The sequence below is a fragment of the Sandarakinorhabdus limnophila DSM 17366 genome (genome assembly GCF_000420765.1).
In the GTDB taxonomy this organism is placed as follows: Bacteria; Pseudomonadota; Alphaproteobacteria; order Sphingomonadales; family Sphingomonadaceae; genus Sandarakinorhabdus; species Sandarakinorhabdus limnophila.
Genome location: NZ_ATVO01000003.1, coordinates 248,041 through 262,644, shown reverse-complemented (window position 1 = coordinate 262,644; position 14,604 = coordinate 248,041). Strand labels below are relative to the sequence as shown.

General features: G+C 64.1%; 16 protein-coding genes. 4 read left to right on the top strand and 12 right to left on the bottom strand.

The window, feature by feature from the left end; translation table 11 throughout:
* Position 1: 1 nt before the first annotated feature.
* Genes ftsY through G566_RS0101365 form a run of 6 tightly spaced genes read right to left on the bottom strand, consistent with a single transcriptional unit; the run spans position 2 to position 3,748 of the window.
* Positions 2-916, bottom strand: coding sequence for a signal recognition particle-docking protein FtsY (ftsY, locus tag G566_RS0101390; RefSeq protein ID WP_022678892.1), 915 nt, complete (start codon positions 914-916; stop codon positions 2-4).
* Positions 913-1,716: a diaminopimelate epimerase gene (gene dapF / locus G566_RS0101385; RefSeq protein ID WP_022678891.1), complete on the bottom strand. Its 804-nt coding sequence runs from the start codon at positions 1,714-1,716 to the stop codon at positions 913-915. The genes ftsY and dapF overlap by 4 nt, the downstream gene beginning before the upstream one ends.
* 10 nt (positions 1,717-1,726) lie before the next feature.
* On the bottom strand, positions 1,727-2,560 hold the full coding sequence (locus G566_RS0101380; RefSeq protein WP_022678890.1) for a PhzF family phenazine biosynthesis protein: 834 nt from the start codon (positions 2,558-2,560) through the stop codon (positions 1,727-1,729).
* A complete protein-coding gene (gene pdxH, locus G566_RS0101375) occupies positions 2,560-3,147 on the bottom strand; it encodes a pyridoxamine 5'-phosphate oxidase (RefSeq protein WP_022678889.1) in 588 nt (195 codons plus the stop codon). Before pdxH ends, G566_RS0101380 begins: the two co-directional genes overlap by 1 nt.
* A gap of 41 nt (positions 3,148-3,188) precedes the next feature.
* Positions 3,189-3,503, bottom strand: a complete 315-nt coding sequence (locus tag G566_RS0101370; RefSeq protein ID WP_022678888.1) for a TraR/DksA family transcriptional regulator — start codon at positions 3,501-3,503, stop codon at positions 3,189-3,191.
* Positions 3,500-3,748 (bottom strand): HP1242/YdcH family protein, encoded by a 249-nt coding sequence (locus tag G566_RS0101365; RefSeq protein ID WP_022678887.1) that lies wholly within the window; start codon positions 3,746-3,748, stop codon positions 3,500-3,502. The genes G566_RS0101370 and G566_RS0101365 overlap by 4 nt, the downstream gene beginning before the upstream one ends.
* A 221-nt stretch (positions 3,749-3,969) precedes the next feature.
* Here G566_RS0101365 and G566_RS0101360 point away from each other — a divergent pair, with 221 nt between their 5' ends.
* Positions 3,970-4,842: a MipA/OmpV family protein gene (locus G566_RS0101360; RefSeq protein ID WP_243442385.1), complete on the top strand. Its 873-nt coding sequence runs from the start codon at positions 3,970-3,972 to the stop codon at positions 4,840-4,842.
* Positions 4,843-5,078: 236 nt separating this feature from the next.
* Here G566_RS0101360 and G566_RS0101355 read toward each other — a convergent pair whose 3' ends face one another.
* Complete coding sequence (locus G566_RS0101355; RefSeq protein ID WP_022678886.1) at positions 5,079-5,960, bottom strand: LysR family transcriptional regulator; 882 nt, start codon at positions 5,958-5,960, stop codon at positions 5,079-5,081.
* Positions 5,961-6,052: 92 nt separating this feature from the next.
* On the opposite strand from G566_RS0101355, the gene G566_RS0101350 reads away from it, so the two are divergent.
* Both G566_RS0101350 and G566_RS0101345 read left to right on the top strand, forming a co-directional pair.
* A complete protein-coding gene (locus G566_RS0101350) occupies positions 6,053-6,997 on the top strand; it encodes a sterol desaturase family protein (protein WP_022678885.1) in 945 nt (314 codons plus the stop codon).
* A complete protein-coding gene (locus G566_RS0101345) occupies positions 6,994-7,554 on the top strand; it encodes a hypothetical protein (protein WP_022678884.1) in 561 nt (186 codons plus the stop codon). Before G566_RS0101350 ends, G566_RS0101345 begins: the two co-directional genes overlap by 4 nt.
* Positions 7,555-7,558: 4 nt before the next feature.
* Here G566_RS0101345 and uvrA read toward each other — a convergent pair whose 3' ends face one another.
* From uvrA to G566_RS14565, 4 genes are all read right to left on the bottom strand, one after another.
* Complete coding sequence (uvrA, locus tag G566_RS13145; RefSeq protein ID WP_022678883.1) at positions 7,559-10,471, bottom strand: excinuclease ABC subunit UvrA; 2,913 nt, start codon at positions 10,469-10,471, stop codon at positions 7,559-7,561.
* 206 nt (positions 10,472-10,677) lie between these two features.
* A complete protein-coding gene (locus tag G566_RS14570) occupies positions 10,678-11,091 on the bottom strand; it encodes a hypothetical protein (protein WP_022678882.1) in 414 nt (137 codons plus the stop codon).
* A gap of 93 nt (positions 11,092-11,184) precedes the next feature.
* Positions 11,185-11,541: a hypothetical protein gene (locus tag G566_RS13135; protein ID WP_022678881.1), complete on the bottom strand. Its 357-nt coding sequence runs from the start codon at positions 11,539-11,541 to the stop codon at positions 11,185-11,187.
* Positions 11,542-11,636: 95 nt separating this feature from the next.
* Entirely contained in the window at positions 11,637-12,416 is a 780-nt protein-coding gene (locus G566_RS14565; protein WP_169522737.1) for a helix-turn-helix domain-containing protein, read from the bottom strand.
* A 359-nt stretch (positions 12,417-12,775) separates the two neighbouring features.
* Here G566_RS14565 and G566_RS0101320 point away from each other — a divergent pair, with 359 nt between their 5' ends.
* Positions 12,776-14,323 carry an acyl-CoA carboxylase subunit beta gene (locus G566_RS0101320; RefSeq protein WP_029131113.1) on the top strand — a complete coding sequence of 516 codons (1,548 nt, stop codon included), beginning with the start codon at positions 12,776-12,778 and terminating at the stop codon, positions 14,321-14,323.
* Between the two features lie 11 nt (positions 14,324-14,334).
* Here G566_RS0101320 and G566_RS13125 read toward each other — a convergent pair whose 3' ends face one another.
* Positions 14,335-14,604: an EF-hand domain-containing protein gene (locus G566_RS13125; protein WP_084706715.1), complete on the bottom strand. Its 270-nt coding sequence runs from the start codon at positions 14,602-14,604 to the stop codon at positions 14,335-14,337.

Genomic DNA, 14,604 nt, shown 5'->3' with positions numbered 1-14,604 from the left:
ATCAGTCCTCGGCGCCGGCCAGCGCGCGGGCGAACTCGCCGGCATCAAAGGGTTGCAGATCGTCCATCCCCTCACCAACCCCGATCGCGTGGATCGGCAGGCGGTATTTCTCCGCCGCGGCCACCAGCATACCGCCACGGGCTGACCCATCCAGCTTGGTCATCACCAGGCCGGTGACGCCCGCCACCTGACTGAACACCTCGATCTGGCTGAGTGCGTTCTGGCCGGTGGTGGCATCCAGCACCAACAGCACATCGTGCGGCGCCGAAGGATCGAGCTTGCCGATCACCCGCTTCATCTTGGCCAACTCGTCCATCAGGCCAGCCTTGTTCTGCAGCCGGCCGGCGGTATCGATGATCAGCACATCGATGCCCTCGTCCATAGCGCGCTTGACGGCATCAAACGCCAGGCCTGCCGCATCGCCGCCCTGTTCGCCCGAAATGATCGGCACGCCCACCCGGTCGGCCCAGATCTTCAATTGGGCGATGGCGGCTGCGCGGAAGGTGTCGCCGGCGGCCAGCATCACTGATTTGCCATCGGCCTTGAACAGGCGGGCCAGCTTGGCAATCGTCGTCGTCTTGCCGCTGCCATTGACGCCCACCACCAGCACCACCTGTGGCCGGCGCGTGATGGCCAGCGGAAGGGCGACCGGCGCCAGCACCTTCTCCACTTCCTCGGCCACCACCGTGCGGATGCCGGCTTCATCAATGCCCTTGGCAAACTTCTGATCCGCAAGCCGTTCGCGGATGCGGCCCGCAACGGCAGGCCCAAGATCGGCAGCAATAAGCGCTTCCTCGATCTCGTCGAGCCGCTCATCGTCCAGTGGCAACGTGCCGGTGGCGAGGCCGGTGATATTGTCTGCCAGGCGCTTGGTCGATTTCGCCAACCCTTGCGTCAGCTTCCCCAGCCAGCTCATGCGAAACGCTCCAGATCAACATCGCCGGTGTAGGCGATCACCGCTGCCCCAGCGAGCAGCAGATGGCCATCGTCGCGCCGCGTCACGGTCAGATCACCGCCGGGCAGGGAGACGCGCACCTGGGCATCCACAAGCCCGCGCCGCTGCGCTGCCGCCACTGCAGCAACGGCACCGGTGCCGCAGGCCAAAGTTGCGCCCGCACCGCGTTCCCATACGCGCAGGATCATGTGATCACGGGCTGTAACCTGCGCGATGCCGACATTCACCCGTTCGGGAAACACCGGATCATGTTCGACGGTGGGGCCGATCTGTTCCAGCGCAACGGCCGCCGCATCGGGCACAAAGAACACCACGTGGGGATTGCCCACCGACAGCGCTGCCGGATGGTCCAGATCGTCCCAGGCCAGCGGCAGGTTGGCGGTGTCCATCGGGTAAGCAACCGGCACCGCATCCCAGTCCCACTGCGGCGCACCCATGTCCACCTCGGCACCGCCCGCATGTGCGTTGCTGTCCAGCAGGCCGCCCGCGGTTTCGATGCGGTGCTGCCCGCCCAGCAAGGTCGCTGCCGCCCGGCTGCCGTTGCCACAGGCGGCCACTTCGCCGCCGTCGCTGTTCCAGAAGCGCAGCCGCAGATCGGCTGTGGTGCTGGGTTCAATCAGGATCAATTGATCGAAACCGATACCGGTGTGGCGGTTGGCCAGCGCCCGAACCTGCGCAGCGCTCAGCACAATCGGCTGTTCGCGTGCATCAAGCACAAGGAAATCATTCCCCAGCCCGTGCATCTTGATGAAGTGCGTCATACACCCGGCGTTAGTCGTTCAGGGCGGCATCCGGCAAGTCATACTCACCGCGGATCACGGTGCGAGCCTTGCCGGAAAGGATGACGGCATCGCCCTCCACCCGACATCCAAGCCGACCGCCGCGCACACTGGCCTGCACCGCGCTGAACTGCGGCCGGCCAAAACGGGCAGCCCACAGCGGCGCGATCACGGCATGGGCGCTGCCGGTTACCGGGTCTTCATCCACGCCGCACGCCGGCACGAACACGCGGGACAGCACGTCGGAATCTTCCCCCGGCGCGGTGGCAATCAGCATCAGGTCTACGCCCGGCGCCAGCGCCAGAATCGCCGCAAAATCAGGCTGCAAGCTGCGGACTTCATCTGGCGAATCGAACACCGCCAGCAGATAATCGTGGCCACGCGCCCACACTTCCACCGGCAGTGTGCCCAGCGCGGCGGAGACGGCGGATTCTTCCGCCTGCGTCACCGGACGGTTAGCGGGCAAGGCCGGCAGGCGCATCGCCAAGCCATCGCCATCGCGGGCCACGTTCAACAGGCCAGCCTGGCGGGTAAGGAATCGCGCCATCGGCAGATCAGGCAGCGCGTCAAGCACGACATGCCCGCTGGCCAGCGTGGCGTGGCCACACAGCGCGACCTCCAGCTTGGGCGTAAACCAGCGCAGTTCAAAATCGGCCTCGGCGCCGTCGTGCGCCACAAGGAATGCGGTTTCAGACAGATTGTTGTCGGCCGCGATGCCTTGCAGCACGCTATCCGGCAGCCAACGTTCGAGAAACATCACCGCCGCCGGATTGCCGGTGAAGGCACTATCAGCGAAGGCATCAACTTGGGAAAAGGGCAGGCGCATCAGGGATAGACCAGCCCAAAGCGCCAGCCGTCAGCCTCTCGCCAAAACACTTCGCGCTCGTGCCAGCGGCCATCGCGGGCCTGCCAATATTCAATGCGTTCAGGCACCACGCGCCAGCCGCTCCAGCGCGGCGGGCGCGGCACGTCGGCGGGGAAGCGGGCCTCCATTTCGGCGATGCGTGCTTCAAAGGTGGCGCGGTCGGGCAGGGGCTGGCTCTGCAGGCTGGCCCAGGCACCCAACTGTGATTCCCGCGGCCGTGTGGCGAAATAGGCGTCGGCCTCCGCATCGCTCACCAGTTCGGCGCGGCCGCCGATGCGCACCTGGCGTTGCAGCGATTTCCAGTGGAAATTCAGATGCGTCTGCGGGTTGCCTGCCAGTTCGCTGCCCTTCTGGCTGTCGAGATTGGTGTAGAACACAAACCCGCGTTCATCCCATGCCTTCAGCAGCACGACGCGCAAAGATGGCGCTGCATCCGGCGTTGCCGTCGCGACCGCCATTGCATTGGGATCATTGGGCTCTGCCGCTTCGGCGGCGGCCAGCCATTCGCCGAAACGGGCAAACGGGGCAGGGTGGGGCAACAGGTTCATGGCCGGTGGTTAGCCGCCCCGTTGCCCCCTGTCACCTGTGGTTATGCCGCGCACTTGATGCAGCGTGTTGCCGTGGGCAGGGCGGCCAGGCGGGCAGGGGCGATATCGCCGCCGCACACGTCGCATTCGCCATACTGGCCGGCCTCGATGCGGGCCAGCGCGGCCAAGATCTGCTCGGCTTCATGGATATGCTGCACTTCCATGCCTTTGTTGGTCGCCAGTTCTTCCAGATCATTGGCCTGATCGGAAAATTTGGCTGAAAGCGGCTGGATGGTGGCCTGTTCCAGACGGGCGATTTCGGCCTGAACCTCGGTCAGTCGCGCGCGCAGTTCGGCAGTGATCTCGTTGACATTCATGCCTTTTCTCCTTCCAGAATGGCCGCAATCTGGTCCAGCAGCGCCAGTCGTTCCTTTTTCAGGCCTTCGGCATGGGCATCGTCCATCGCCGGGGTGAAACCCGTTTCGCTGCGGCGGATTTCATCATCCAGTACGGCATAGCGATCAGCCAGCGTGCGGAAATGCCGATCCGTCTCTTTCAGGTGCCGCAACTGATCAGCGGCGGCGGGGAAGATGTCGTGAAGATCCTGCGGCAGATGGCTCATGTTGTGCTCCCAAGGGGTGTGTCTTGCAACCAATGTGGGCTGCCTTGGTTCCGCTTCCCATCGTGGCGATTGCGTAATTGCTGCCGGAATGTGCCGGGCCGCTGCCACACGGTGCCGGCGCGCTGCCGGCGTGTGCCGGGCCGCTGGCGGCACGCACCACATTGCAGTTCCGTAATAATCCCGCTATCGCCTGCGCACCCCATCCCGCTCGGAGCCTGCGCATGATCCGCCCCGCCGCCGCCCTGATCCTGATCACTGCAACCCCTGCGCTCGCACAACAAGGCCCGGCGCCCGGCGTGCCGACTACCCTGCAAGGCGCACAAGCCCAGCGCCCTCCCGCGCCCAAGGCCTGGACCCTCGGCATCGGCCTCGCGCCCATTTATGCGCCGGTGTGGCAGGGCAGCCGCGATCACGGACTGTCGATCTTCCCCGATCTGCGCCTGAATTATAAGGATGCCGTCTTCCTCTCTGTTCCCGATGGCCTGGGCTGGAACGCGGTGAACAGGGATGGCTGGAAGATCGGTCCGCTGGCCAAGATCCGCTTTGGCCGGCAGGAAAACACCGGCGGCTCGCCCTTCCTCATCACCGGCGGCTCCACGGCGCTGCGCGGCATGGGCGATATTGGCCTGGCCGGCGAGTTCGGCGGCTTTGCACAGAAAAGCCTGGCGGGTGGCAAGCTGCGCCTGCGCGCCGAAGTGCGGCAGGGCACCGGCGGCCACGATGGCCTGATCGCCGATACGATCATCGGCTGGAGCGACCGCAAGAAGGACGCCAGCCTGCTGTGGAACCTGTCCCTGCGCGCCACCTGGGCCGACAGTGATTACAGCAACATCTATTTCGGCGTTTCCGCCGCGCAAGCCGCTGCCGCTGGCCTGCCGGCCTTCACCACCGGGTCCGGCCTGATCTCCGCCGGCGTCTCCGGTGCGCTCACCAAGCCGTTGGGCCGCTTTGGCAAGCATGGCGCGCTCACCCTGTTCACCAGCTATGATCGCCTGGGCGACGTGGTGGCGGGTTCATCGCTCATCCGCCTGCGCGGGCAGCGGGATCAGGTTTCAGTGGGGCTCAGCTACGGCGTGCGCTTCGGGTTCAACTAACCCCTCACGCCACCCGCGCCAGTGATCCGCTGCCCATCCCAACGCCCTCGCAGCGAGTGATTGAACGATAGAGCTTATGGGACAGAACAAACGGGTGCAGGGACTGCGTCCCTGCCCGCCGGAGGCCCCTCAGCCTTCCTCATCCCTTCGCCTTGCGCGTCCGCTTCAGCGGCACGGGAGCTTCTTCCGCCACCGCCACAGGTGCACCCGGTTTCAGTCCTGCCGGATCTTTCGCGTCATTTGTTCCCTGACACGATTTCGATGAAATCGGCGGCTGCCTGATCGGGGACATCGGCCAGTGTCATGGCGGCGAGGGTGAAGGGGGCGATGCCGGGCACTTCATAGGAGATCAGGCCGCCTTCCGTGCAGGCCTTCAGCGCGCCGGAGCGGGGTGCCATTGTGACGATCAGGCCGTGCCGCGCCAGGTCCACACAGGCTTTTTGGCTCGACAGGCGAAAGCGCGGAAAGTCGGAGCGTTGCAGGGCTTCACGACGATCGGGTGCCAGATTGGCGGCAAAGCCTGGATCGAAACCGGCGATGGCCCAATCATGCTGGAGCAGGGCATCTGCATCGCGGTTGGTTGCCGCGGGGTGGGTGGGCCCGCACAGGAGATGATAGGGTTCTTCGATCACCGGTTGAATTTTGAGATCGCGCCGGCCGGCGAAGGCCGCGAGCGAGCCAGAATGATAGAGCAGCAGTTGCGCGCGGCGTTGTTGCAGGCGTTGGACGGCCATATCGGGCGGCAGATATTCCACCTCAACCCCGATGCCCTTGTGGCTGCGGGCGAAGGCGGAGAGTGCGGCGGGGATGAAGCTTTCAAGGATGGCCGGGCCGCACACGATCGACAGGCGGCGCCCGGCGGCCAGCACGCGGGCCTTGCTTTCTTCGGCATGGGTCAGCAGTTCGGGCGCCAGTTCGATCAGGCGCCGGCCGGCGGCTGTTGGCACCACGGATCGGGTTGTGCGTTCGAACAGGCGGACACCCCACAGCTCTTCGAGCGTCCGGATGCTCTTGGTCATCGCCGAATGGGTGACGCCAACCTCGTCAGCCGCGGCGGAAAAGCTGCCGAGGCGGGCGACGGCTTCAAACCGGCGGATCAGGACGAGATCGAGTGACATGTTCCATTACCTACATAATGAGGCAGAATAACTCAATTGTTGTCTACAACCGGACCACCTAACCAGGGGGCGTGCTTTGGGGGGAGAGTTAGATGACCGCGATGGAGTTCGTGCGTTCCAACATCGTCCAGTTTTCCGCGCTGGCGTTCCTGGCGATGATTGCGGTTGAACAGATCGCCATCCGGTTGTTCCACCGGAAGGGCAAGACCCCGCTGAAGGACAGCGGGGTGAGCATCGCGATGGGCTTTTTGAGCGAGCCGGCCAATGCGGCGACCGCGTTCATCACCCTGGGCGCGCTGGCGGCGGTGGAACCCTTCCAGATCGCCACCATCCCGGTGACCTGGGCAACCTTCCTGCTGTGTTTCGTGCTGGATGATCTGCGTTTTTATGTGCACCACCGGATTGCTCACCGGGTGCGCTGGGTGTGGGCGATGCATGTCGTCCACCATTCCAGCCAGAATTATAATCTGCCGATTGCCTTGCGCCAATCATGGACCAAGCATTTCACCGGCACGATGATGCTCAAGATCCCGCTGGTGCTGGTTGGCTTCGATCCGATCATGGTCACGTTTTGCGGGGTGCTGAATGCGACCTACCAGTTCTTCCTGCACACCGAAACGATCGACCGGATGCCGCGTTGGTATGAAGCGATCTTCAACACGCCATCGCACCACCGCGTGCACCACGGCACCAACCCGCGCTATCTCGATGCGAATTATGCCGGCACGCTGATCATCTGGGACAGGTTGTTCGGCACGTTCGAGGCCGAGCGCGCCGATGATCCGCCCGTCTATGGCCTGGTCAAGCAGCTGGACACGCTCAACCCGGTCACCGTGCTGACGCACGAATATGTTGGCATTGCCCGTGACGCCAGCCAGCGTGATCTGCGCTGGTGGCAACGGCTGGCCTATGTGTTTGCGCCGCCGGGCTGGAGCCATGATGGGGCGCGCGAGACGACCCAATCCATCCGGGCCGCGGCGGGCTTTGCCCCGGACGCCCGCCGCCGGGCGGGCAGCAGCGCGGTGCCCGCCGAATGAGTGCGCTGCTGCCTCAGCATTTCGCCGTGACCGAAGCGGTGGTAGTCGCGGCCGGCGTTTATGCCATGGCCCGAACGGCGCGGATCAATGCCTGGTGGGCCGTGGGGATCGCGCCCTTCATGCTCGCGGCCCTGGTGGGCACCATCAGGATCAGCGCTGGCCTGGCGGGGAACTTCGAGTTGGTTCACCAGTTCCTGTCGCGAGCCGGCGCGGTGTTCGGGCTCGGCTGCATGATCGGCGTGATGGCCGGCCGAGCCCGCTGGCTGGCGCCGATTCTGGGCGGAGCGGCGGGCATATTGGCCGTGCTGGTTCCGGGCGCGATGGTGCCGACCTTTTTGGCACTAACCTTGGTGGGAGCATGGCTGGCATATCGTGCCGCCGACGGGAAGGCGCCGCTGGTTGCCGCCAGTTTCACCGTGCTTCTGATCGGGCGGCTTGCGACGGATCCGCTGCGCGCGGCGCATCCGGCGTTGGCCTGGCATCTGTTCCACCTGGCGGTCGCCCTGTGGTTGTTGCTGCTGGCCATCGTTGTCATTCCGCGGCTGCGGGCACGCTGAGGCTTCAGGCCTTCGCTTTGCGCGCGCGCTTCGCCGGGGCGGCGGTTTCTTCCTCCACGGCGCGCGGGGATGCGGCGAGCAGCGGCGCCAGATATTTCCCGGTCCAGCTGGCCTCGCACGCGGCCACTGTTTCGGGCGTGCCGGTCGCCACGATATGGCCGCCTTTGTCGCCGCCGTCGGGGCCGAGATCGATGATGTGGTCGGCGGTTTTGATCACGTCGAGATTATGTTCGATGACGACGACGCTGTTGCCTTGTTCCACCAGGGCGTGGAGGACTTCGAGGAGTTTGCGAACATCTTCGAAATGGAGGCCGGTGGTGGGTTCATCGAGGATGTAGAGCGTGTTGCCGGTGGCGCGCCGGGAGAGTTCCTTGGCGAGTTTGACGCGTTGGGCTTCGCCGCCGGACAGGGTGGTGGCCTGCTGGCCGATCTTGACGTAGCCGAGGCCGACTTCGAGCAGCATGGCGAGCTTTTCGCGGATGGGTGGCACGGCCTTGAAGAATTCGACGCCGTCTTCGATTGTCATGTCCAGCACGTCGGCGATGGATTTGCCCTTGAATTTCACTTCCAGGGTTTCGCGGTTGTAGCGGTGGCCGTGGCAGACGTCGCAGGTGACATAGACATCGGGCAGGAAGTGCATTTCGATCTTGATCAGGCCGTCGCCCGAGCAGGCTTCGCAGCGCCCGCCTTTGACGTTGAAGCTGAAGCGGCCGGGCTTGTAGCCGCGGGCCAGCGATTCCGGCAGGCCGGCGAACCAATCGCGGATGTTGGTGAAGCAGCCGGTATAGGTCGCGGGGTTGGAGCGCGGGGTGCGGCCGATGGGGGATTGATCGATGTCGATCACCTTGTCGAGGTGGTTCAGCCCATCAAGGCCATCGTGCGGGGCGGCGAGCACGCGGGCGCCGTTCAGTTCGCGGGCGGCGGCGTTGTAGAGTGTATCGATGGTGAAGGTGGATTTCCCGCTGCCCGACACGCCGGTGATGCAGGTGAAGGTGCCCAGCGGGATGCTGGCGGTGACGCCCTGCAGATTGTTGCCGCGGGCGTTCTTCACGGTGAGTTTCTTGCCCGATCCCTTGCGGCGCTTGGCCGGCACCGGGATGGAGCGGCGGCCTGACAGATAGGCGCCGGTGATGCTGGTGGGGCTGTCGAGAATATCCTGCAGGCTACCGGCCGCGACGACTTCGCCGCCGTGGACGCCGGCGCCGGGGCCCATATCGACCACATAATCGGCGAGGCGGATGGCGTCTTCATCATGTTCCACCACCAGCACGGTGTTCCCCAGATCGCGCAGGCGTTTCAGCGTGGTGAGCAGGCGATCATTGTCGCGCTGATGGAGCCCGATGGACGGTTCATCGAGCACGTAGAGCACGCCCGACAGGCCGGAGCCGATCTGGGAGGCGAGGCGGATGCGCTGGGATTCGCCGCCCGAGAGCGTGCCGGATTTGCGATCGAGGTTGAGATAATCGAGGCCGACATTGTCGAGGAAGCCGAGGCGTTCGGTGATTTCCTTGAGGATGCGATCGCCGATGGCGCGTTGTTTGGGCGTGAGATGATCGGCGACGCCGCGCGCCCAGCGAAGCGCCTGGCCGACGGGGCGGCGAACTGCGGTGGAGATGGTTTCGCCGGCGATCTTGACGCTGAGCGCTTCGGGGCGGAGGCGATCGCCGTGGCAGACTTCGCAGGGGGAGGGGGATTGGTACCGCTCCAGCTCCTCGCGGATCATAGTGCTTTCGGTATTGAGGCGCTTTTCGAGGTTGCGGACGACGCCTTCGAAGGTTTTGACAACCTCATAGGCCTTGCGGCCGTCTTCGAAACGCAGCGGGATGGCGCGGCTGCCGGTGCCATAGAGCACGGCGCGGGCGGCTTCATCCGACAGATCGGACCATTTGCTTTTCAGGGTGAAGCCATAGGCGCGGCCGATGCTGGCCAGCACCTGCAGATAATAAGGCGAGGGCGGGTTGGATTTGGCCCACGGCGCGACGGCGCCCTTCTCCAGCGTGAGCGCGTGGTTGGGGACAATGAGATCGGGATCGAAATGCTGTTTTTCGCCAAGACCATCGCAGGCCGGGCAGGCGCCTTGCGGGGCGTTGAAGGAGAACAGCCGCGGTTCAATCTCGGAAATGGTGAAGCCGGAGACCGGGCAGGCGAATTTTTCGGAGAAAAGGATGCGGCGCTCAGCTTCGGGCGCATCGGCCAGCGCGTCTGCCAGTTCGACGAAGGCGAGGCCTTCGGCCAATTTCAAAGCGGTTTCGAAGCTTTCGGCGAGGCGGGATTGGAGGCCCTCCTTCACCGCCAACCGGTCTACCACCACGTCGATGTCGTGCTTGTATTTCTTGTCGAGCGCCGGGGCTTCCTCGATGGCGTAGAACTCGCCGTCGATCTTCACGCGGGTGAAGCCGTCTTTCTGCAGCTGGGCCAGTTCCTTGCGATACTCGCCCTTGCGGCCGCGCACGATGGGGGCGAGCAAATAGAGGCGGGTGTTTTCCGGCAGCGCCATGACGCGATCAACCATCTGGCTGACGGTTTGCGCCGTGATCGGCAAGCCGGTGGTGGGCGAATAGGGGACGCCGACCCGCGCCCACAGCAGGCGCATATAGTCGTAGATCTCGGTGACGGTGGCGACGGTGGAGCGCGGGTTCTTGCTCGTCGTCTTCTGTTCGATGCTGATCGCCGGGGACAGGCCCTCGATATGGTCAACGTCCGGCTTGGACATCATCTCCAGGAACTGGCGGGCGTAGGCGGAGAGCGACTCCACATAGCGTCGCTGGCCTTCGGCATAGATGGTATCAAAGGCGAGGCTGGACTTGCCGGAACCGGACAGGCCGGTGATCACGGTGAGCGCGTTCTTGGGCAGATCGACGTCGACGCCCTTGAGATTATGCTCCCGCGCGCCGCGCACCTGGATATGGTTCAGCATGAGCCCGTATGTTCCACATTTGTTCAGGCCGTGCAAGCCGGCTTGATCCGGGGTTACGAGGCGCAGACGGAGAGGGCAAGGGCGGCGCTGTCGCGGGGGGTATTCACTGTGAAACGCGGCAGAGCCACCCCCGATCAAGCCGGGGGTGGCCGTGCCATGCGAAGCTCTACCAGAGGTTGATAGAGCGAAGAACAATCAGTGGGCTGTTACAGCCCTGCCAACCGTCGGTTGCGGCTTTCCAGCCACGTACCGGCGAGCAGCGCCGCGATCACCGCGTAGGACCAGAAGATCAGGCCAACCGCATAAGCCCAGGCCATGCCGCCACCAGCAGAGGTGAGGCTGCCGATGTGGACCAACAGGCCAACCAGCTGGAACGCCGTGGCGTACATCGGCCAGAAGCGGTCACTGGTGAGCGCCAGGGCCAGCAGGCCAAGCAGCAGACCAAAGTCCACGGCCAGCACGCCATATTCGACATGCTGATACTCGGCGGTGATCATGCGGGTGGCGAGCGTGGCGGCCAGGAAGCCGATCGCGGCCAATTGTTCGTCACGGCCGCCGAAACCGAAGGCCAAGAGGGCCGCGGCGACAACGGTGACGACAGCAATAATTTCAAGAAACATCGTCCATACTCCAGACGAGAAGCGGTCTCCGGCGCATCAGCGCCATGAACCAAGTTTCAGCTGAAAAAGGCTTGCGCCCAGATCACGCCGCTCTCAGGCAGCGATCGTGAGGTGGCGGCGCGGAGCGACCGTCTCGTCGAGGCGGGCTTCTTCGGGCGGGCAGTTGCCCATGAAGTTCACGGCATCGAGGCCGATCTGGGTCTGCGCGGCGCGCAGGGCGGCGTGGGTGGCGATGATGCGCGAACGGGCCTGAACCAGCTGCTGGCAGGTTTCCATGGCGCCCATCAGGGCGTCCTGACCGATGCAGGCAGCCAGATTGGCTTCCTGGGCGGCCATCGGCATCACGGCGGTGAGTTGGGCCACAGCCGACACAGCGGCATTGATGGCGGCTTCAGCGGCGAACAGCTGCTCAGCAACTTTGTTCGCGGCGAGACGACGTTCTTTCAGCATAGCACAATCCTTTTTGAGAAAAGAACTGGCGGCTGATACGCGCAGCCAGTTGGTTAGACGCCCTTCCGGACGCCACGCAACTGGTTCCGGAAGTTCTAAACGAGTGTCTTCAGTGCAGCCAGGGCAGCGAGAATGCCGCCGAAGCTCAGCGCAGAGGCCATGGCGATCCCCATGATCCAGCCAAGCCTTTGGCCGATTCCGAGATCATTCTTCTGACCCCACGGCCGTGTCTGGTGAAACGGTGTGGTGTGGAATGGCCGGGCACCAATGCCAGGGTCGGGGGCTGCAATGCCCGGCCAATCCGTTGCAAGCGTCGCCGAAGCGATATTGCCTGATGCTGCAACTGGTTGGGCGAGGGAGCCACCTGATGGACCAACATCCAGCTTGCCAAGATCTGGGTGCAGCGTCCTTGCGAGGGATCCATGTTCAAGCTGATTGGGGTCGCTGGAACGATTGGAGGTTGCACCCGGTTCCTGAGAAGCCGGTGCCCCAATCGTCGCTGATTTCGCGTCGTCAGCAATCTCCGAAGCTTGGTATATCAATTCCTGATACGCATCACCGGTCGCGTTATCAGCAACGGGCTGGGCGATACCGAGGAGAATTTCGGTGTGGACAAGGGCGCGGGCCGCCTCGATCCGGTTGGTGACCTCAAGCTTGCGTATGGCCTGACGCAGCCGCATATCAACGGTATGCGGCGACACACCGAGCTGGCGCGCGATATCTTTGCTGGTCATGTGTTGGAAAACGAGGCGCAGGCAGTCGCGCTCCGCATCGGTCAGCAGCGTCACACGCGGGTTGCGCGGGCCATCAGAGCCTTGCCGTGTTGCCACAATAGAACACAGTGACGGGAAGGCGGCAAAGTCAAGCGTTGCCACGCCCGCACCCCCGGAATTCTTGTAAATTCGACCACTGAACATAGCCGCGACCCCATGCGACGCTAGAAACCAACCTGATTTATGAGCCTTTCTCCAAAGGGAAACAAGGCAAAATACACGCTTTGATCCCGAATGAGCATCAAAATCAACTTTATCTAAATCATTTTGCAATGGTTTGGCAAGGCTTGTTGAATTTACGAGTCAAACCCTCTGCCCAAGCCCAGCGAATCCCGATCAGCGGCGAATCACCCCGGATCGACCCAGGACGGGACATCCTCTCCAAACATGGGCTTTTCGCCATTGGTAAGGCCTGCCACGATGGTGACTTATCAATGATTGAGATGGGGCTTGATAGGCTGATGGGCTGGGAATCAGAGATTGATGAGCTGGGTCGCCGCCGTATTGCCGCGCATGGCATGGGCGGGCCGGAGAAACTCACGCGCCAACGCGACCAAGGCAAGTTGAACGTCCGCGAACGGCTGGCGGCGCTGGTCGATCCCGGCAGCTTCCACGAGGTGGGCGAGTTGGCTGGCTTTGCCCGTTATGACGATTCCGGCGAGATGACCGGGTTCCAGCCGGCCAATTTCCTGTTTGGCAACGCGACGATTGATGGCCGGCCGGTGGTGGCGACCGCCGATGATTTCACCGTGCGCGGCGGTGCAGCTGATGCCAGCCTGCACCGAAAGCTGATCGCCGCCGAGCAATTGGCCAGCGAATATCGCCTGCCGCTGATCCGCATGATCGAAGGCACGGGCGGGGGCGGCAGTGTGCGCACGCTGGAAAGCGCAGGTTACACCTATATCCCCGAAATCCCGGGTTGGGAGCTGATGACCGCCAACCTTTCCCAAGTGCCGGTGGTCGCGCTGGGCTTGGGACCGGTGGCCGGGCTGGGTGCCGGGCGGATGGTGATGGCGCATTATTCGCTGCTGGTGGATGGCCTGGCCCAGATGTTTGTCGCCGGCCCGCCGGTGGTGGCGGCTGCGGGCGAACATCGCACCAAGGAGGAACTGGGCGGCGCGGCCATCCATGCCGCCAATGGCGCGGTGGATGATCGGGTGGCGAGCGAGGCGGAAGCCTATGCCCGCACGCGCTGGTTCTTGTCTTACCTGCCGTCCTCGGTGGAGGAACTGCCGGCGCGCGCCGTTAACCGCGATCCGGCGGACCGTGCCGAGGAATGGCTGATCGATGCGGTGCCGCATGATCCGCGCCGGCTCTATCCGGTGCGGCCGATCGTGGAAGCGGTGGTGGACAAGGGGTCGTGGTTCGAGATCGGGCGGGAGTGGGGCACCGGTGTGGTGACGGGGCTGGCCCGGCTGGATGGCTGGCCGGTGGCGATCGTGGCTTCGAACCCGGAAAGCCTTGGTGGGCTGTGGACGGCGGCGACCGCGCGCAAGGTCGAACGCATGGTCGATCTGGCTGATACATTCCATCTGCCGATCATCCAGCTGGTTGATAATCCCGGCTTCCTGATCGGGCGCCGGGCGGAGGAGGAGGCGACAATTCGCTGGGGTTCCAGGGCCTTAGCGGCCATATATCAATCATCCGTACCCTGGGCCTGCGTGGTGATGCGCAAGGCCTATGGCATGGCGGGCAGCGGCCACGCGCCGGCTGATCGCTTCCGCTGGCGCATGGCCTGGCCGTCGGGTGACTGGGGTTCGCTGCCGATCGCTGGCGGGCTGGAAGCCGCCTACCGCGCCGATCTGGAAGCCGCGGATGACCCGGCGACGAAGCTGGCCGAGATCAAGGCGCGGCTGGAACAGGTGCGATCCCCGTTCCGCACGGCGGAAAAGTTCGGCGTGGAGGCGATCATTGATCCACGAACCACGCGGGCGGAGTTGTGCCGGTTTGCCAACATGGCGCAGCGGGCGTTGAAGCCGGGGGTGAAAGGGCGAGGGTTGCGGCCCTGAGGGGGTGTGCCTCAATCCTGCGGCGGCGGGCTCATCCCCATTGCCTGCATGCGCTTCATGCCTTCCATCAGCTCAGGCTGGGTGACGAACCCGTCCTTGTCGGCATCGATCATGGCAAAGCCCATTTCGCGGCGGCCGGCAGCGAGCCATTCTTCCTTGCTCCATTTGCCATCCTTGTTGGCATCGGCAGCCATCAAGCGTTCGCGCGGGGTAGCGGGAGCTGCTGCCTGCGCGAAGGCTGGCGTGGCGGCGAGCAGGGTGAGAGCAAGGAACATGCGCAT

Bases quoted from the DNA above. Each gene is read 5' to 3' on its own strand.
- ftsY (WP_022678892.1), bottom strand. From the start codon at position 916: ATGAGCTGGCTGGGGAAGCTGACGCAAGGGTTGGCGAAATCGACCAAG.
- dapF (WP_022678891.1), bottom strand. From the start codon at position 1,716: ATGACGCACTTCATCAAGATGCACGGGCTGGGGAATGATTTCCTTGTG.
- G566_RS0101380 (WP_022678890.1), bottom strand. From the start codon at position 2,560: ATGCGCCTGCCCTTTTCCCAAGTTGATGCCTTCGCTGATAGTGCCTTC.
- pdxH (WP_022678889.1), bottom strand. From the start codon at position 3,147: ATGAACCTGTTGCCCCACCCTGCCCCGTTTGCCCGTTTCGGCGAATGG.
- G566_RS0101370 (WP_022678888.1), bottom strand. From the start codon at position 3,503: ATGAATGTCAACGAGATCACTGCCGAACTGCGCGCGCGACTGACCGAG.
- G566_RS0101365 (WP_022678887.1), bottom strand. From the start codon at position 3,748: ATGAGCCATCTGCCGCAGGATCTTCACGACATCTTCCCCGCCGCCGCT.
- G566_RS0101360 (WP_243442385.1), top strand. From the start codon at position 3,970: ATGATCCGCCCCGCCGCCGCCCTGATCCTGATCACTGCAACCCCTGCG.
- G566_RS0101355 (WP_022678886.1), bottom strand. From the start codon at position 5,960: ATGTCACTCGATCTCGTCCTGATCCGCCGGTTTGAAGCCGTCGCCCGC.
- G566_RS0101350 (WP_022678885.1), top strand. From the start codon at position 6,053: ATGACCGCGATGGAGTTCGTGCGTTCCAACATCGTCCAGTTTTCCGCG.
- G566_RS0101345 (WP_022678884.1), top strand. From the start codon at position 6,994: ATGAGTGCGCTGCTGCCTCAGCATTTCGCCGTGACCGAAGCGGTGGTA.
- uvrA (WP_022678883.1), bottom strand. From the start codon at position 10,471: ATGCTGAACCATATCCAGGTGCGCGGCGCGCGGGAGCATAATCTCAAG.
- G566_RS14570 (WP_022678882.1), bottom strand. From the start codon at position 11,091: ATGTTTCTTGAAATTATTGCTGTCGTCACCGTTGTCGCCGCGGCCCTC.
- G566_RS13135 (WP_022678881.1), bottom strand. From the start codon at position 11,541: ATGCTGAAAGAACGTCGTCTCGCCGCGAACAAAGTTGCTGAGCAGCTG.
- G566_RS0101320 (WP_029131113.1), top strand. From the start codon at position 12,776: ATGGGCTGGGAATCAGAGATTGATGAGCTGGGTCGCCGCCGTATTGCC.
- G566_RS13125 (WP_084706715.1), bottom strand. From the start codon at position 14,604: ATGCGCATGTTCCTTGCTCTCACCCTGCTCGCCGCCACGCCAGCCTTC.